We start from the raw sequence: 15,963 nt of genomic DNA, 5'->3' as shown, positions 1-15,963 counted from the left end.
GATCGACATGCCAGGACAGCCGAGCCACTTCGAGATCGGCGTCGCCGACGCCGGACGCGCGAAAGCCTTCTACGGCAAGCTTTTCGGCTGGACGCACCATCCGATGGGCGAGGGCGACGCGGGCTGGATCGAGACCGGCGGCGTGCGCGGGGGGTTGCACGGCGACGACCCGAACCCCGGCGTGATGCTCTACTTCACCGTCGAGGACATCGAAGCCGCCGCGCGCACGGTCGCTGAACTCGGCGGAACGGTCGGCCGGATCAGCCCCGAGGAGCCGGACTTCGGCAGGTTCGCCGAGTGCGCCGACGACCAGGGTGCTCGGTTCGGCCTGCGTCAGCCGGTCTAACCGGTCACGCGGAACCGTTGGGGCGCGACGGTTCCGCGTGTTCCAACCAGCGCTCGGTGCGGCGCCGGCCGCCGAGCCGGACGGTGTCGAACGCGTCCAACCCGCCGGCCACCACGCCCAGCTCGGCCAGCGCGGCGTTGATCGGCCAGGCCGACGCCGGCGGGTTGTCGCCGTCGCCGAGGAACGTGTGCACCGGGCCGAGCACCACGGCACCGTCCCGCCAGACGATCGAGGACTGTCCGCCGGTCCCGCCGAAGAAGTCCGCCTGGCAGAACGCGATCGCGCCGGCCGCCGACGCCCGCTCGGCGAGCGCCGCCCACCCGGCGGTCAGATCGTCGAGGTCGGGGTGCGCCTCCGCGCGATCCTGGACGAGGTCGCGGACGGCGCGTACGAACGGCACCATCAGGCACTCCTGCGGCAGCCGCACGACGGGCAGCTCGCCGCCGAGCTGTCGCAGCGTCTCCGGTGTGCGGGTGAGGAAGGCGGCTAGGGTGTACACCGTCAGCCGCCGAGCCGCAGCCGCGCCACGCGCCCCTTCTCGCCCGCCGCCCAACAGGATCCGTCGCGCGTGCAGTCCACGGTGTCGAAGCTGCCCTGGTCGAACGCGTGCCAGGTGCGCCCGCCGCTGATGCTCACCTCGCTGCCGGTCGGACCGACCGCGATCACCACGTTCGGCAAGAACGGGTGATACGTAACGCCGGACCGGTAGCCGGCCGGCGTCTGCGGCGGGACCTTCCACGTGCGGCCACCGGTACCGGTCAGCGCGAGCGCGTCGCCGCCGGTGGGGGCCTCGAAGTCGCCGCCGATCGCGATGCCGTGCCGGGAGTCCCGGAACGCGAGGGCGAACACACCGGCACTCGCTTTGCTGCGCAGCGGCGTGTCGGTCACCGTCCAGGTGAGACCACGGTCGCCGGAGTGGAACACGCGCGCCGCAGCGCCGCCGCCGGTGGCGAACCAGGCGTCCGAGCGCCCGTGTGTGGTGACGCACTGGCCGCTCGCCGCGAACCCGGCCTCGGCGGGCAGTGCTGGCGGCATTCCGTTGTCGGGCAACACCTTCCAGCTCGCCCCACCGTCCGAAGTGGACAGAATGCGGAACTTGCCGCCGACCGGGTCGCTCATCGCGATGCCGTTGCGGCGGTCGAAGAACGACATGCAGTCGTAGAACGCGTTCGGGTCGTCGTTGACGAAGCCCGGCGACCAGGTCGCGCCGCCGTCGGTGGTCCGGTAGACGCGGGACTCCGCGCCGGGGCCGATGCTGAGGATCACCGCGGTGTTCTCGTCGAACGCCTCAATGTCGCGGAACTGCAGTGTCGCGGTGTCCGGCGGGCCGACCGAGTTCCAGGTGGCGCCGCCGTCGGTGGTGCGCAGCACCGTGCCGAGGCTGCCGCTGGCCCAGGCGACCTTTCGGCTGACCGCCGAGAGGCCGCGGAACCGCGCCTCGCTTCCGGTGGGTTTCAGCTCCCAGGTCAGGGGGACGGCTCCCGCGGCGGCGGGCGGGTTCTCCGCCGCGGCCGGGACGGCGAGCAGTCCGGTGGCCAGTACGGCCAGCGCTAACGCGCGAACGATCCTCATGAGTCGGTGACGCTAGCGGAATCCGTCCACGCGGTGTAGTAGCTGTCGGAGTTGACCAGGTACTCGACGGTCGGTTCGGGCACGTGCCGCACCAGGTGGCGCCGCGACATCCGGTGCACGAACTCCCAGTCCTCCTTGGGCAGGGTGCTCTTGATTCTCGGGATCCGGCTGAACAGCACGTGCGGCCCGCGGCGCAGCACGATCGAGTTCGCGTCCACATAAGTGTTCCCGTCGCGGAACGTCTTGGAGTGGAAGTTCTCGGACAGGACGTCCAGCACGCGGCCGTCGGCGTGCCGGCGCCGCACGGCGGTGTAGACCAGGCTCGGCCCCGCCGCCATGCCGGCCAGCGCGTGCTCCAGATGATCGGGCCGCCAGGTGTTGTCGTCGTCGAGGAAGGCGAGGTACCGCGAGCGGGTCAGCCGGATGCCGACATTGCGCACCAGCCCGAGCACCGCGGAGTTGCGGGACAGGCTCACGCCGAGCAGCCGCGGATCCTCGGGCAGCGTGGGCAGCCCGCCGCCGTCGTCCACCACGATCACCACCTGGTCGGTCACCGTCTGGGCGAGCGCGGACTCCACCGCGCGAACCAGTGACTCCGGCCGGCGGTAGGTCGGCATCACGGTGGCCACCAGCGCGTCGCCCAGTCGGGCGGCGGCCGGCGTGTGAGTGTGCACCTCGGCGTCCTCGAACCGCCGCAAGGCCGGCACCCGGTGCCCCAGCCGCGCCTTGGTCGCCGCCTCGTGCATCGGCCACAGCCCGAACGTGTCGCGCAGCCGCTGGCGCACCGCGGCGGACAGGGCTGTGCGGCTCACGGTGTCACCTCCGCCTGGGACCGGCCGGGGAGCAGGGCGCGCATGGGCAGCACCACCGGGGCGTAGACGGCGAGCGCGACCAGTCCGCCGATCGCGAGTTGGGCGAACGAGCCGTCCACGAATTCCCGCACTCCGATCGCGGACGCGATGATCAACAGGCCGCCCACCGCCGGGCGGACGCACGCGCGGACGGTCGCGCCGAGCCGCACGCCGCGGCGGCGCAGCACAATCGCGAACGCGGGCAGCACGATGCAGCCGGAAATCGCAAGCTGTCCAATAGATGCGCCACGTATGCCGTCAAGAAGGGTGCCCGCGATCAATGCCGGCACCGTGCAGACCAGCCACAACGCTTGCAGGGCAAGGAGAATCCGGTTGCCGTCCAGTGCCACGAGCAGGTCGTAGCCGACGAACAGGATCACCCGCAGCAACCCGAGCGCGGCGAGTACTTGCAACGCCACCGCGGCCGGCGTCCACTTCTCGCCGTAGACCACCGCGAGCATCGGCTCGGCGTAGCAGGCGAGCAGCACGCACACCGGCACGGTCGCCGCCATCAGCAGCGCCACCCCGCGCGCCAGCGAGTTCTCCAACCGCTCACGGTCGTCGAGCAGCCGGGAGAACCCGGCCAGCGACACCCGCCGCGCCGCCTCGGAGAACACCATCAGCGGCAGGCTGGACTGGTTGAACGCCATCAGATACAGCCCCAGCGTGACCTCGTCGGTCAGCGCCCCGATCCCCAGTTTGTCCACATTGGACACCGAGAGGGTGAGCAGGCTGGCGCCGGCCAGTGGGAGTCCGAAGTGGATCAACTCGCGGGCGATGTCGCGATTCCACGCGGGGCGCACCTTGACCGGACACAGCAGCAGGTAGCAGGTGACCGACGCGATGTTGCCGCAAATCGTCCCGATCGCGAAGCTCATCGGGCCGGAGCCGGTCGCGGCCAGCGTGATCGTCACGCTGGTGCTGGTCGCGAACGACAGGACGTCGGCCAGGAAACGCCTGCCCTGCAAGAACTCCCGGTTCAGGATCGCGGCCGGGACCACCGCGATGCCGTCGAAGAGCACAGCGAGGCAGAGCACCCGCATGACCTCGACCGCGGCCGGGCTGCCCATCGCCTCGCAGAACGCCGGCGCGCCGAACCATACGGCAGCGTACAGTACCGTGCTGGTGGCGATCGCGATCGTCATCGCCGTGCCCGCGAACGTGCGCACGTCGCGCTCCCAGCGCACCAGCGCGAGGCTCACGCCGAGTTCGTTGAACGCCTGCAGCAGCGTCATCGCGACCAGCGCGACGGCGAACACGCCGTAGTCGGCCGGGGAGAGCAGCCGGGCCAGCACGATTCCGGACACCAGCACGCCGAGCCGCAGCACCACGTTGTTCAGCAGGCTCCACAGCGCGCCGCGGCCGACCTTGCGCCCGATCGCGGGGGCGCTCACGGTGGCACCCCCTGATCCTCACGCTGATCTTCTCGCGCTGCCCGCAACAGCGCGCCGGCACAGCCGATCAGCAGGAACATGTAGCCGGTGGCGACGGAGAACGCCAGCAGGTCGAACGTCGCCGCGCTGACCGCCGGGACGCAGACGCACGCGGTGAGGGTGATTCCCAGGTCCCGCACGACCGGGTCGCGGCTGAGCAAGCGCGCCCGCACGGCGGCGTACAGCCCGGCGAGCAGCACCAGCAGCAGCGCGGCCAGCCCCACGATTCCGTTCTGTACCAACGTTCCCAGGTACTGGTTGTCGACGTAGCCGTACTTCTCCGGGACGTAGGTGCCGAAGCCCCGGCCGAGTACGAAGTGTTCGGCGATCTCGGCCCCGGCCCGCTCGATCGCCCGCGTCCGGCTCTCCGTGCTGGTGTCCACGCTGATGTTGGTGAACAGGCTGTACAGCGTGCCGACCAGGCCCGGCACCATGATCCGCATCGCCAGCACGAACAACCCGGCCAGCACGACCGCGCGCCACCGCCGGCCGCGCGGCATGAACGGGATCAGCACCAGACCGGCCACGGCCAGTCCGAGCACGGCCGATCGGGACAGCGACTGCATCGCCGCGACCGCGAGAATGGCGAGACAGAACCACCATCGCAGCTGCGGTGCCCCGATCGAGCGCGCCCGGAAGAGGTAGTGCAGCGCCAAGGGTGCCGCCATCGCGCACACCACGCCGAACTCGATCGGATGCTCTGCGGTGCCGGCCGGGCGGCGGAAGCTGGACCGCTCCAGCACGAACGAGATCTCGCCGGCCGTGCGCAGCCCCGGCGGCATCAGGTACTGGGTCAGGTCGATGGCCGCGGCGAACTGGAGGACTCCGACGGCGGCCATGAACGTCGCGCCGACCACCATGATCTTCAGCAGCCGGTCGATCCTGGCCAGGCCGCGCACGCCGTCGCACACCGCGATCCCGACCAGGACGAACGCGGCCAGCGTGATCAGCGTGCGGTCGGCCGCGGCCAACTCGTCCGGCGGAAGATAGGTGAACGTGGCGTACCCATATGTCGCGAGTTGCGAGGCGGCGAACAGGAACAGCGCCGTGCGCACGGCGTTTCGGCCCTTGGCCACCCCGAGCGTGGTGACCAGTTGGGCGCAGAACCAGAGCAGGCCCATCGCGAGGCCGATCGCCATCGCGGGGGACATCGCCAGCGGCAGGCCCTTGAAGATCAGCCGCGCCGGGATGATCGTCAGCGCGAGCACGAACAGGCAGGCGATGGTGGCGCCGTCGGCCCGCACCTTGGTCCGGCGAGTGCCCGGGGTCGCTCTCGCCGTTGCCGTGTTCATGGCCGTCAGCCCGGTCTGCCGGTCTTGCCGGTGACCGCGGGGTGCGCCTCGCCGTTGCGCGACTCGAGGTACGCGACGTCGTCCTCCACCGGCCACTCGGGTTCGCCGGTGGGCTCGTTCTCCTTGCGCCGCTTGGATTTCCGGTCCCCGGTCGTCCGGCGGGCGCGCGCCTGCTGGATGCTCTCCAACGCGAACGCGGCACCGAGCGTGGCGATCAGGCCGAGCGCCAGCGCCACGCCGCCGGCGCGGAGTTTCCCGCCGCGCTGCGCCTCCGGCAAGGTCGGCATGACGACCTGCTCGACGCCGATGAAGGTGCCCCTCGGCGCCTGCAGCGCGGTCTGCCGGTCGGACAGCTCCTTGTTGACGCGCGCGAGAACCCGTTCCACCAGAGCTTTCGATCCGGGCTCCGAGGTGCTCTCCGCGGTGACGATGATGAACGGCCCGCCGATCTCGCCGCCGGTGATCTCGTAGGCGGTGTCCGAGCCGCCCGCGCCGAGCTGCTTGCGGACCTCCGGGGTACTCAGGCTCTGAATCACGATCGACGCGGACACGCCGAGGCTCACGTCGAACGACAACAGCGGGTTGGTCACTCCACGTAGTCGCACTGCCTCGCTGTTCGCGCCGTTGGCCGGTGAGGTCAGCACCACCGTTCCGGTCGACTCGTAGCGCATCGGCACGGCCGCGTACACGCCGACGGCGACACCGATCGTCACCAGGAACACCGGAACCGCGATGTACCACCGGCGAAGCAGAACCAGAACCGTCTTCCAGAAGTCCATCGGCGCCCCTCGCACGCGGTCGACGGCTGAGCCGGCAGGCTCGCGCACTACACGATTGCCAATCGCCTGTATTCCCGATCCTGTTACTCCCCGTGAAACTCACCGGTTGAGCTCCACGCGGTATCGCCACGCGCGGTATTCGGTGCCGTCGAGCAGCGGGTGTCGCAGCACCAGGTCCGGGTCGCAGACCACGATCGGCACCTTGGGACCGGTGCCGTGCGCGGGTTCGAAGAACCGGCGGCACTCCGGTCCGAAATCGGGCGCGGCCCGCCCCGGTTCGGTGTCGCCGCGCACGTACAACCCGACCCGGCGTTCGGCGAGGAACGCGGGGACCGTGCCGGCCAGCAGCGCGTCCAGGTACTCCCGCGAATTGACCAGCCCCTCGAGTTGGACCAGCGGCCGGTGAAGGTGATAGCCGACGCTGCCGGCGCGATCGCCCATCGCGACCGCGACGTCCGCGGACTCACCGCGCGCGACGGTTTCCAGTTCGGCGGCGACCGCTGGCCCGTCGGCCACGAAGGCCGACCGGGCGATCGGGCCCGACGCGGTGCGCACCGCGGTGACCGCCACGACCGCCAGCGCGGCGACGCACGCCACCGCGGCGAGCACCCGGTCCCGGCCGACACTCTCTGGCAGCCGGTGCAGCGCCGCCGGCCCGGACAGCGCGATCGCCAGTGGAGCCGCCGAGAAGTACCACGGCCACAACTGCCAGCTCGAGGTCAACGCGTAGTAGCCGACGGTCAGCGCACCGCCGGCGAGCACCACCGCGCCGAAGGTGGCCGCCGGGTCCGGCCGCCCCTGTGCGCCGAGCCGGGCCGCCAGCATCACGGCGATCGCGATCAGGCCGGCGAGCGTCGGCACGCCGAACACGACGGGGTCGGTGGCGAACTGGCCCAGCACCTCCACGTTCACACCGCTGGCGCCGAGCGCCTTGGCCTGCCCGGACACCGGGAACGCCGTGCCGAACACGCTGGTCTCGACGGCGAGGTAGGTGCCGATCACGACGGCCGGGACGGCCGCCGCCCACGCGATCAGCCGCCGGCACCGCTGCCGCATCCAGGTCACCGTGGCCAGCACGCCGAGTACGGCCATCGGGAACACCGCGTCCAGCCGGGCCAGCACCGTCAGTGTCACCAGCACGCCGAGCAGCACCGCCTGCCGCGGGCCGGTGTCGCGCAACCCGTCCGTGCGCGCGAACAGCCAGGCCACTGCCAGTGTCGCGGTCAGCAGCAGGCCGGTCTCCATGCCGGAGAACCAGAACGTGGGGCCGGCCGCGCCGAGCAACAACAGCGGCGCGGCGCACGCGGTGGCCAGTACCGGCCTGCCGGTCAGCCGGCCGATCCGGTCCAGCAGCCGCGCCGAGGCCAGGAACAGCACGGCGGACACCACGGTCACGCACACCAGCGCGGCCCGTCCGTCGGCCACCGCGAACACCGGCGTGAGTACGGCCAGCCAGAGCGGGTGATAGCCGTTGGTCGGGTCCAGCCCGTTGAACGTCGACCCGTCCCCGTCCGCGATGTGCCGCGCGATGCCGAAGTAGTAGAACGCGTCGTCGTCGAACAGCCCCACGGCCCGGTCGTAGGGCAGTACGGCGACCATGGCCACGCGGACGGCCGCGAGCACCACGGCGAGAAATGTCGCGGAGAGCCACCACGGCGGTCCGGTCGGACCGTCCGTGGCCGTCTTTCCCCGGTGCGCCGGGTGGGCCGTGGTGGGCATTTCCGCCTCCCGAACCCCGAGGTGGATGGCATGTTGTTCGGGCTGTGGATCGGGATTCGGACGAGATCGTTACGCTGGGTTGCTGTATTCGGTGTCACAGAAGCGACACACTCTTTGTAATCGAAGAAGAGCACTCCTTGTGACCGTATTGTGATCTAGAAATTTTTGTGCTTGGGTCTCTCGTCGGTGGGTGGTTGACGTGCCGCTCGCCGGTCGTGTGGGTGTAGATGCCCGCACGGGGGGCGATCTTTATCGCCGATGTGGGAAGGGATTCATGTCCGCTCGACCAGAAATGTCCGCGGAATTATGTTCGCGCTCCATCGCGCGGAATGAGAGAAAGCCGGCTAAAAGGTTCGCCGTGATGGTGGTGGCCGGCACGGCGGCGGTACTCGCGGCGGCCTGCCAACCGGCCGTGGGCGCACCATCGCCGGAGCCGACCCGAACGATCGCGCCGACCACCACGGTCGCCCCGACGACCGTGTCGACCGGCAAGCCGCCGGTCACCACGACCAAGCCGAGTTCCACCTCGTCGAGCAAGCCGTCGACGACCAGGCCGACCTCCGCCCCCGCCCCCGGCGCGCTGCCCTCGGGTGTCGTGCCCGCTCCTGGTCAGGTCGGCTTCCGAGGCGATCCGGCCACACTCAAGGTGGTCGACGGGCCGGGCAACGCGCCGGCCGGCACCACCTGGAGCGCCGGCGTCCTGCGCGTCTCCGGCAAGGACGTGGTGCTGGACAAGGTGTTCGTCAAGGGCGGGGTCGAGTACAACGGCACCGGCACGCTGGCCATCCGTGGCTCGATCGTCGAGGGGAACCGCAACAGTTGGGCCGCCGTGCTCGGCAACAGCGGGCACCTGGACATCCGGGACACGACCGTTCGGTGGAAGGCCGGTGACGGCGGCCCGAACAACAAGTGGGGCAACGGCGCCATTCACGGCGACTCCACGATGACCGTGATTCGCTGTGACATTTCCGGTACTCCGGATGGAGTACAGAACGGACGCGGAAACAGCACGTTCGAGCAGAACCACATTCACGACCTCGCCCGGTTCGGCAGCTACCCGAACAACACGCACAATGACGGGATCCAGAACTACGGTGGCGCGAATCTGGTGATCAAATACAACCGGATCGACATCGAGGGTCCGGACGGCGTCGCCTACGACGGCACGCACCAGAATGCCGCGTTGTTCTTCATGCCGAGTGGCGGAAATCCGTCGGCGAACCTGCAGGTTGTCGGAAACTTTCTCGCCGGAGGCGGTTATATCCTGCGACTCGGCGCTCCGATGAGCGGTGCGGTCGTGGCCGACAACCGCTTCGGGCCGACCACCGGCGGATGGGGTGAGGTCACCAAGGACGGCGGTGCCTCGCTCAAGCAGTGGGCCAACAACCTGGACAACGAGGGCCAGCCGGTCCGGCAGCCTTGATATCTCGGGCAAGGCCGCCGCTGGTTCGGCTTCGCCGAAAGGCCTGTGGTGACGTTGCGTGGGTGGTCACCTGCCGGGGTTGGTGGGCTGCGTGCGGCTGGGTGAGGCGCGTGAGACCACCGTCAAATATGGCGGTGGTCTTACGTCTGCCGCCTGTCCGTGCCGAGGTGCGTCCGCTTGGCTACCGTCGCGCTGTACGAGTGTGTCGACGGACTGGTGGGCGACATGGCCGAAGGTGTCCCGGAAGGTGTCTCGGCGGGCAGGGTGCTGGTCGTCGACGACGACCTGACCGTGCGCGACGTGGTCCGGCGCTATCTCGAGGCGGCCGGATACTCGGTCGAGCTGGCCAGCGACGGCGAGCAGGCGCTCGCCTCGTTCGCCGAGCACGAGCCGGAGCTGGTGGTGCTGGACCTGATGCTGCCCGGCATCGACGGCCTCGAGGTGTGCCGCAGGCTGCGCCGGCGAAGCGCTGTGCCGGTGGTGATGCTGACCGCGCTCGGCGAGGAGGAGAACCGCATCGCCGGCCTGCAACTCGGCGCCGACGACTACGTGACCAAGCCGTTCTCTCCCAAGGAGTTGGCGCTGCGGGTCAGCTCGGTGCTGCGCCGCGCGCGGGCCACGCCGCCGCCGCCGGTCACCCCGAAGCTGACCGACGGCGACCTCACGCTGGACACCGCGGCGCGGCGGGCCGAGCTTGCCGGCGCCGAGCTGTCGCTGACCACGCGCGAGTTCGACCTGTTGCACTTCCTGCTCATCCACCCCGGCGAGGCGTTCACCCGTGAGCAACTGCTCGAGCGGGTCTGGGGTTGGGACTTCGGCGACCAGTCCACCGTCACCGTCCACGTGCGACGGCTGCGGGAGAAGATCGAGAAGATGCCGGCCAAGCCGACCAGGATCGCAACCGTGTGGGGCGTCGGATACCGGTACGACCCGATGGCGCGATCATGATTCCCCCGACCGAGCCGTTCGACAAGATGCTGGAGCACCTGCTCCACATCCTGCCGGTGGCGCTGGGCATCGCGATCCCGATCGCGTTGCTCGGCGCGCTGGTGCTCTACGTGCTGCGCAAGGGATCGCTGGCCACGACGCTCACCGTGCTGGTGCTCATCCCGGTGGTCACGGTCGTGATCGTGATGCTCGGCGTCTTCCAGTTCATGTTCAGCTCGGCGCTCACCACGATGCTCGCCGTGTGCCTGATCGTGGTGTTGATCACCGTGCCGATGGCCGTCCTGTTCGGACGGTTGATCGCCCGGCGCAGTGTCTGGGAGCGGGAGGCACGCGAGCGGGAGCGCGCGGCCGAGGCGTCCCGGCGCGAGCTGGTCGCCTGGATCAGCCACGACCTGCGCACTCCGCTGGCCGGCATTCGCGCGATGGCCGAGGCACTGGCGGACGGGGTGGTGTCCCAGCCGCGCGAGGTGGCCTCCTACGCGCACCAGATCGGCGGCCAGACGCGCCGGCTGTCCGGCATGGTGGACGACCTGTTCGAGCTGTCCCGGATCACCGCCGGCGCGCTGCGGCTGACCATGTCCGCGGTGCCGCTGCAGGACGTGGTGAGCGACGCGCTCGCCTCGCAAACGCCTGTGGCACAACGGAAGCGGGTGCACCTGACGGCTCAGGCGCAGGCGTGGCCGGTGGTGCTGGGCAGTGATCCGGAGCTGGCGCGGGTGGTGCGCAACCTGGTGTCCAACGCGATCAGGCACACCCCGCCGGACGGCACGGTCGCGGTGGCCGTCGGCGTGGACGGCGCCGACGCGGTGATCGCCGTGGACGACGCCTGCGGCGGGATCCCGCCCGGCGAGATCGACCGCGTCTTCGACGTCGCCTACCGGGGCAGCGCCGCGCGCTCGCCGAACCAGGGTGATCAGCCGGCGGGCGGCGGGCTGGGGTTGGCGATCGCCAAGGGCTTGGTGGAGGCGCACCGCGGCAAGATCGCGGCGGCGAACCACGGGCCGGGGTGCCGGTTCGAGGTACGGCTGCCGCTGGCGGCGGTCTGAGTGAGCGTCTGAGAACCGCGCTGAGGTCGGTCACAAAGCGAGGGCGACCGCCCAAACAAACCGACCAGAGGCCTTTCGGCGAAGCCGAACCAGCGGCGGCCTTGCCCTCGTTGTCAGACACCGTCTGAGTCCCGACTACGGTTGCGGGTATGGAACGCAGTGCGCAGCGGCTCGGACGGGCCCTCGTGGTGATCGTGGACGATCGGGTCGCCCATCGGGAGCGGGATGACAGCGCGGGTCCGCTGGTCACCGAGCTTCTCGAAGAGGCGGGGTTCATCGTGGACGGCACGGTGGCCGTCGCGGGAGAGACTGTCGACATCCGCAACGCGTTGAACACCGCGGTGATCGGCGGCGTCGACCTCGTGGTGACCGTCGGCGGCACCGGTGTGTCGCCGCGGGACGTGACGCCCGACGCCACGTCCGGTGTGCTCGACATGCCGATTCCGGGCATCGCGGAGGCGCTGCGGTCCTCCGGGCTCGCGGCCGGTGCGATGGACGCGGGGATCTCGCGCGGCCTGGTCGGGGTGTCCGGCAGCACGCTGGTGGTCAACCTCGCCGGATCGCGGTCGGCCGTGCGGGACGGGATGGCCACCCTGTCGGCCCTGGTGCCGCACGTCATCGACGAGCTGTCCGGCCTGGACGGCGCCTGACCCTGGACATGTGAGAGCCCGCGGTCGGGTACCGCGGGCTCTTCGTCTGCCGGGTCGTCCGCCTTACCGCGTCGGCTCGTCCCCGCCCTTGTCGTCGGTCTTCTTGTCGTCGCTCGGGTCCTGGTCCTTCGGCTTGGTGTCCTTCTCCAGTGCGCCTTCGACCTTGTGGCTCACGTTCTCGATCTTGTCCTGGAACCGCCCGCCGGTGACCTTGTTCAGTCCGGAGGCCGTCGCGTCGACTCCCTTCGCGGCGAGGTGCTTGCCCTTCTCCGCGTACGGTGCTGCCTTCTCGGCCAGTGGCCCGGCCTTCTCAGCGAGGTTGCCGGCAACCTCGCTGGCTTTGTCCTTGGCCTGGGACGCAGCGTCCTTGGCCTTGTCAACGAAGCTCATTCGTACTCCGCCTCCTCCTCGTCGGGGCCTTCGCGGCTCGACGATGTCGCGCCCACTCAAGCCCCACGATCCCATGGTCCCACTGCCCGCGCTTGCTATGCGGTCACGCTGCGTGATCGTCGCTGGGTGCGTCACACTGGACCCGTGACCGACGATTCAGAGCGAGCCGACGCTGGCCGTGTGGAGCCGGTGGCCGAGGCACGCCGACGCCGCCGGCTCGACGAGGTGTTCGGCGACGTGCTGCCGGACACGACCGCCGACGAGCGCGGGGCCGACGGGCCGAACCAGGACACCGAAGCCTGGTACCGCCACAACCGGCCGCCGCACCACGGCGGGTAGTTCGGCTCAGCGCGCGCCCTGGCGGAGCAGGTCGCGGATCTCGGTCAGCAACTCCTCCGAGGTCGGCTCGGGCTGGTCCTCGTCTCCGCGCTTGCGGCGATTCTGGAAGTGCTCGTAGGGCAGGACGATTAGGAAGTACACGACTGCCGCGATGATGACGAAGTTGATCGCCGCGGTCAGGATGGCGCCGAAGTCGAGGACGGATTTGTCGTTGTCCCGCACCAGCTTCACGGCGAGGCCGTTCACGTTCGCGCCACCGATCGCGGCGATCAGGGGGTTGATGAGGTAGGTGCCGATCGCCTTCACGATGTCGGTGAAGGCGGTCGCGATGATCACGGCGACGGCCAGCTTGACCACGTCGCCCTTCATGATGAAGTCCTTGAAGCCCTTGAGCACTGCAACTCTTCTCGTCGAGTGAGGCGGCCGCGCACCGCCTCGACCGGTCGATGGCTACCGGAGCGTAACGGTCACCGAGCGTCCCAAGGAGACCGAGGCGACCTGCGTCGCGGTGTCCCGAGGCAGCGCCAGAAGGACGAGACGACCCTTCTCACCTGGTGAAACGCGATCTGGTCCACTGTGGACGGTCACGACCACCGCCTCGCGGGCGAGCACCGTGCCCGGCTTGTCCGCGCGGTCGCCGGCCACCACGTCGACCCGTGAGCCGGGGCGGAGCAGGTCGGCCACCGCCGGATCGGCGAGCCGGACCGGCACGGCGGCGGTGTCCGCACCCGCGCCGTGCAGCCGGGTGCTCTCCTGCCCGACGAGCCGCGCCGAGGTGATCGGCTCACCGGCACCGGCGGCACCCGCGAGCACCCTGCCCACCGCTGAGTCCACTGTGGACAGTGCGGCGGCCGGTCGCAGGCCGGTGGGCGCGTCGACCGTGCGCAGGTGACCGGCGGTGAGCGTGGTGCCGGCACGGAGATCGCCGGCCGCGACCAGCATCGGCTGGCCGGACTCACCACGCGCGGTGCCGGGGAGCAGCGCGAGGATCACGGCCAGCAGGGCGAGTGCGGCGGCCACCGCGCGGCGGATCGCCAGCGAGCGTGGCCAACCTCGGGCGGCCAGCAGACGGCGGAGTCGGTCCAGCGGGTACGGCGCGAGCGAACGGTTCGGCATGGAATCGACGCTAGGCGCGCTGCGAGGTCACCGACCGCGGTCGTTCGCGATCTGTGGATAACTCGAGCCTGTGGATAACCAGTTTGTCAGGAAGCGGCCGCGGCCGTATTTGTTGACGTCGAGGAGGTGGACGACGATGACGACCCGCTCGACTCGGACTTCGACTCGGACTTCTTCGTGGAGCCGGAGTCCGCCTTCGGCGTACCCGAGCTGCTCGAGGAGTCGGAGGCGGAGGCCGAGTCGCTGCTGCCGGACCGGGAGTCCGTGCGGTAGAACCCGCTGCCCTTGAACACGACACCCACCGAGCCGTACAGCTTGCGCAGCCGCCCGGCGCACTCCGGGCAGTCGGTCAACGCTGAGTCGGTGAACTTCTGCACCGCCTCGAACCGGTGATCGCACACGGTGCAGGCGTACTGGTAGGTAGGCACGGTCGCTCCCTTGCTGGCACTCTTTCGATACGAGTGCCAACCAAATAATGCGGCAGAATCGTCCCCGCGCGCAAACCTCGCAGGTCAGCGAGGCCGCGTCGCGGGTGGTCCTACCTGGACGATCGCCGGTTTCGTGGTGACCACCACAGTGACCGGCACGTCGTGCCGCTCGGCCGGGAGCGCCTCGACGAACTCGCTGTCCCGCAACAGTGCCGCCAGCGGCACGCCGGGGCGCACCTTGGGCAGCGTCTGGTCGTAGTGGCCGGCGCCGCGCCCGAGCCGCACGCCCGAGGAGTCCACGGCGAGCGCGGGCACCAGCACCAGATCGGCGGTCGCGACGGCATCCGGGCCGAGGCGGGCCGTCGTCGGTTCGCGCATGCCCGCCGCGCCGACCTGGAGCGCGTCCGAGCCGGCGAACGGCGCCCAGTCCAACGGGCCGGCGCCGACGACGACCGGCAACAGCACTCGGATGCCCTGTGCCGCAAGGGTTTCCAGTAGGCGCGGGCTGCCGGGCTCGGTGCGCGTCGGGACGTAGGCGCACACCGTCCGCGCCGTGCGCACGAGGTTCGACTCGAGCAGCGCCCGCTCCACGGCGTCCGCCTCGCGCGCGCGATCCTCATCGGACAGCGCGCGCCGGGCGGTCAGGATCCGCATCCGCCACCATTCTTTAGTAGCGCGATCACTCCCAGGGTCCGGCATGGCATGAGGTTAGGCTTCGAGGCCATGAGCCCGACCTCCGCCTTCCGCACCGCGATCGTGCCAGCAGCGGGTCTTGGCACCCGATTCCTGCCGACCACCAAAGCGGTACCGAAGGAACTGCTACCGGTCGTGGACACGCCGGGGATCGAGATGGTCGCGGCCGAGGCGGCGGACGCCGGAGCGTCGCGGCTGGTGATCGTGACCTCGCCGGGCAAGGAGTCGGTCGCCGAGTACTTCCAGCCGCGCCCGGAACTGGAGGCCACGCTCGAACAGCGCGGCAAGACCGAGTTGCTGGCCAAGGTGCGGCGGGCCACCGGCCTGATCGAGGTGGAGACCGCGCTGCAGGAGCAGGCACTCGGTCTCGGCCACGCGGTCGGGTGCGCGGAGCCGAACCTGAACGGCTCGGACGACGCGGTCGCCGTGCTGCTGCCCGACGACCTGGTGCTGCCGGCCGGCGTGCTGATCAAGATGTCCGAGGTGCGGGCCCAGCGCGGCGGCAGCGTGCTGTGCGCGTTCGACATCCCGAAGGAGCAGATCTCCGCGTACGGCGTGTTCGACGTGGCCGACACCGAGGATCCCGACGTCAAGCGGGTCAACGGCATGGTGGAGAAGCCGCCGGCCGATCAGGCGCCGTCCACCTTCGCGGCGGCCGGCCGGTACCTGCTCGACCGCGCGGTGTTCGACGCGTTGAAGCGCATCGAGCCGGGTGCCGGCGGCGAGCTGCAGCTGACCGACGCGATCGCCCTGCTGATCGCCGAGGGACACCCCGTCCACGTCGTCGTGCACCGCGGCGGACGTCACGACCTCGGTAATCCTGGCGGTTTCCTGCGTGCCGCCGTGGACTTCGCGCTCGACCACCCGGAGTATGGGCCCGATCTGCGTAGTTGGCTGCGCAATCGGGTCGGTGGTGAGTAAGGGCGTGAACGAGGTCA

19 protein-coding genes are annotated in these 15,963 nt (G+C 70.2%); 7 read left to right on the top strand and 12 right to left on the bottom strand.

Translation table 11 applies throughout. From position 1 onward, the window contains the following. Positions 1-7: 7 nt before the first annotated feature. Complete coding sequence (locus EV193_RS10730; RefSeq protein WP_130343899.1) at positions 8-346, top strand: VOC family protein; 339 nt, start codon at positions 8-10, stop codon at positions 344-346. A 4-nt stretch (positions 347-350) separates the two neighbouring features. Here EV193_RS10730 and EV193_RS10725 read toward each other — a convergent pair whose 3' ends face one another. The 7 genes from EV193_RS10725 to EV193_RS10695 all read right to left on the bottom strand — a co-directional run bounded on the left by EV193_RS10725 (position 351) and on the right by EV193_RS10695 (position 7,992). After that, complete coding sequence (locus EV193_RS10725) at positions 351-845, bottom strand: hypothetical protein (RefSeq protein WP_130343898.1); 495 nt, start codon at positions 843-845, stop codon at positions 351-353. 2 nt (positions 846-847) lie between these two features. After that, positions 848-1,918: a WD40/YVTN/BNR-like repeat-containing protein gene (locus EV193_RS10720; RefSeq protein ID WP_130343897.1), complete on the bottom strand. Its 1,071-nt coding sequence runs from the start codon at positions 1,916-1,918 to the stop codon at positions 848-850. Next, entirely contained in the window at positions 1,915-2,730 is an 816-nt protein-coding gene (locus tag EV193_RS10715; protein ID WP_242613282.1) for a glycosyltransferase family 2 protein, read from the bottom strand. The genes EV193_RS10720 and EV193_RS10715 overlap by 4 nt, the downstream gene beginning before the upstream one ends. Next, positions 2,727-4,163 carry a lipopolysaccharide biosynthesis protein gene (locus EV193_RS10710; protein WP_130343896.1) on the bottom strand — a complete coding sequence of 479 codons (1,437 nt, stop codon included), beginning with the start codon at positions 4,161-4,163 and terminating at the stop codon, positions 2,727-2,729. The genes EV193_RS10715 and EV193_RS10710 overlap by 4 nt, the downstream gene beginning before the upstream one ends. After that, the gene (locus EV193_RS10705) at positions 4,160-5,494 is read right to left on the bottom strand and encodes an O-antigen ligase family protein (RefSeq protein WP_130343895.1); all 1,335 of its coding nucleotides are present in this window, start codon (positions 5,492-5,494) and stop codon (positions 4,160-4,162) included. The genes EV193_RS10710 and EV193_RS10705 overlap by 4 nt, the downstream gene beginning before the upstream one ends. Before the next feature lie 5 nt (positions 5,495-5,499). Then, a complete protein-coding gene (locus tag EV193_RS10700; RefSeq protein WP_130343894.1) occupies positions 5,500-6,273 on the bottom strand; it encodes a YveK family protein in 774 nt (257 codons plus the stop codon). A gap of 99 nt (positions 6,274-6,372) precedes the next feature. Continuing rightward, positions 6,373-7,992, bottom strand: a complete 1,620-nt coding sequence (locus EV193_RS10695; protein WP_130343893.1) for a hypothetical protein — start codon at positions 7,990-7,992, stop codon at positions 6,373-6,375. Between the two features lie 358 nt (positions 7,993-8,350). Here EV193_RS10695 and EV193_RS10690 point away from each other — a divergent pair, with 358 nt between their 5' ends. From EV193_RS10690 to EV193_RS10675, 4 genes are all read left to right on the top strand, one after another. After that, positions 8,351-9,415 (top strand): right-handed parallel beta-helix repeat-containing protein, encoded by a 1,065-nt coding sequence (locus tag EV193_RS10690; protein WP_130343892.1) that lies wholly within the window; start codon positions 8,351-8,353, stop codon positions 9,413-9,415. Between the two features lie 225 nt (positions 9,416-9,640). Then, on the top strand, positions 9,641-10,363 hold the full coding sequence (locus EV193_RS10685; protein WP_130344352.1) for a response regulator transcription factor: 723 nt from the start codon (positions 9,641-9,643) through the stop codon (positions 10,361-10,363). Next, positions 10,360-11,409, top strand: a complete 1,050-nt coding sequence (locus EV193_RS10680) for a sensor histidine kinase (RefSeq protein ID WP_130343891.1) — start codon at positions 10,360-10,362, stop codon at positions 11,407-11,409. Before EV193_RS10685 ends, EV193_RS10680 begins: the two co-directional genes overlap by 4 nt. Before the next feature lie 149 nt (positions 11,410-11,558). Further along, on the top strand, positions 11,559-12,059 hold the full coding sequence (locus tag EV193_RS10675; protein ID WP_130343890.1) for a MogA/MoaB family molybdenum cofactor biosynthesis protein: 501 nt from the start codon (positions 11,559-11,561) through the stop codon (positions 12,057-12,059). A 63-nt stretch (positions 12,060-12,122) separates the two neighbouring features. Here the strand turns inward: EV193_RS10675 and EV193_RS10670 are convergent, their stop codons facing one another. After that, complete coding sequence (locus EV193_RS10670) at positions 12,123-12,449, bottom strand: hypothetical protein (protein ID WP_242613281.1); 327 nt, start codon at positions 12,447-12,449, stop codon at positions 12,123-12,125. Positions 12,450-12,593: 144 nt separating this feature from the next. On the opposite strand from EV193_RS10670, the gene EV193_RS10665 reads away from it, so the two are divergent. Beyond that, the gene (locus EV193_RS10665; protein WP_130343889.1) at positions 12,594-12,788 is read left to right on the top strand and encodes a hypothetical protein; all 195 of its coding nucleotides are present in this window, start codon (positions 12,594-12,596) and stop codon (positions 12,786-12,788) included. A gap of 6 nt (positions 12,789-12,794) precedes the next feature. Here EV193_RS10665 and mscL read toward each other — a convergent pair whose 3' ends face one another. The 4 genes from mscL to EV193_RS10645 all read right to left on the bottom strand — a co-directional run bounded on the left by mscL (position 12,795) and on the right by EV193_RS10645 (position 15,031). Beyond that, positions 12,795-13,184 (bottom strand): large conductance mechanosensitive channel protein MscL, encoded by a 390-nt coding sequence (gene mscL, locus EV193_RS10660; RefSeq protein ID WP_130343888.1) that lies wholly within the window; start codon positions 13,182-13,184, stop codon positions 12,795-12,797. 54 nt (positions 13,185-13,238) lie between these two features. Continuing rightward, entirely contained in the window at positions 13,239-13,904 is a 666-nt protein-coding gene (locus tag EV193_RS10655) for an SAF domain-containing protein (RefSeq protein ID WP_130343887.1), read from the bottom strand. Positions 13,905-13,990: 86 nt separating this feature from the next. Next, complete coding sequence (locus tag EV193_RS10650; protein ID WP_130343886.1) at positions 13,991-14,332, bottom strand: FmdB family zinc ribbon protein; 342 nt, start codon at positions 14,330-14,332, stop codon at positions 13,991-13,993. A gap of 84 nt (positions 14,333-14,416) precedes the next feature. Continuing rightward, entirely contained in the window at positions 14,417-15,031 is a 615-nt protein-coding gene (locus tag EV193_RS10645; protein WP_130343885.1) for a 5-formyltetrahydrofolate cyclo-ligase, read from the bottom strand. A 24-nt stretch (positions 15,032-15,055) separates the two neighbouring features. Here EV193_RS10645 and EV193_RS10640 point away from each other — a divergent pair, with 24 nt between their 5' ends. Further along, a complete protein-coding gene (locus tag EV193_RS10640) occupies positions 15,056-15,946 on the top strand; it encodes a UTP--glucose-1-phosphate uridylyltransferase (protein ID WP_130343884.1) in 891 nt (296 codons plus the stop codon). The last annotated feature ends 17 nt before the right edge of the window (positions 15,947-15,963 follow it).

The sequence above is a fragment of the Herbihabitans rhizosphaerae genome (assembly GCF_004216555.1).
Lineage (GTDB): Bacteria > Actinomycetota > Actinomycetes > Mycobacteriales > Pseudonocardiaceae > Herbihabitans > Herbihabitans rhizosphaerae.
This window is presented reverse-complemented; position numbering and strand designations above follow the sequence as displayed.

Excerpts from the sequence above, each read along its gene's own strand:
- EV193_RS10730 (WP_130343899.1), top strand. The coding sequence starts at position 8 with ATGCCAGGACAGCCGAGCCACTTCGAGATCGGCGTCGCCGACGCCGGA.
- EV193_RS10720 (WP_130343897.1), bottom strand. The coding sequence starts at position 1,918 with ATGAGGATCGTTCGCGCGTTAGCGCTGGCCGTACTGGCCACCGGACTG.
- EV193_RS10705 (WP_130343895.1), bottom strand. The coding sequence starts at position 5,494 with ATGAACACGGCAACGGCGAGAGCGACCCCGGGCACTCGCCGGACCAAG.
- EV193_RS10700 (WP_130343894.1), bottom strand. The coding sequence starts at position 6,273 with ATGGACTTCTGGAAGACGGTTCTGGTTCTGCTTCGCCGGTGGTACATC.
- EV193_RS10695 (WP_130343893.1), bottom strand. The coding sequence starts at position 7,992 with ATGCCCACCACGGCCCACCCGGCGCACCGGGGAAAGACGGCCACGGAC.
- EV193_RS10685 (WP_130344352.1), top strand. The coding sequence starts at position 9,641 with ATGGCCGAAGGTGTCCCGGAAGGTGTCTCGGCGGGCAGGGTGCTGGTC.
- EV193_RS10680 (WP_130343891.1), top strand. The coding sequence starts at position 10,360 with ATGATTCCCCCGACCGAGCCGTTCGACAAGATGCTGGAGCACCTGCTC.
- EV193_RS10675 (WP_130343890.1), top strand. The coding sequence starts at position 11,559 with ATGGAACGCAGTGCGCAGCGGCTCGGACGGGCCCTCGTGGTGATCGTG.
- EV193_RS10670 (WP_242613281.1), bottom strand. The coding sequence starts at position 12,449 with ATGAGCTTCGTTGACAAGGCCAAGGACGCTGCGTCCCAGGCCAAGGAC.
- EV193_RS10655 (WP_130343887.1), bottom strand. The coding sequence starts at position 13,904 with ATGCCGAACCGTTCGCTCGCGCCGTACCCGCTGGACCGACTCCGCCGT.
- EV193_RS10645 (WP_130343885.1), bottom strand. The coding sequence starts at position 15,031 with ATGCCGGACCCTGGGAGTGATCGCGCTACTAAAGAATGGTGGCGGATG.
- EV193_RS10640 (WP_130343884.1), top strand. The coding sequence starts at position 15,056 with ATGAGCCCGACCTCCGCCTTCCGCACCGCGATCGTGCCAGCAGCGGGT.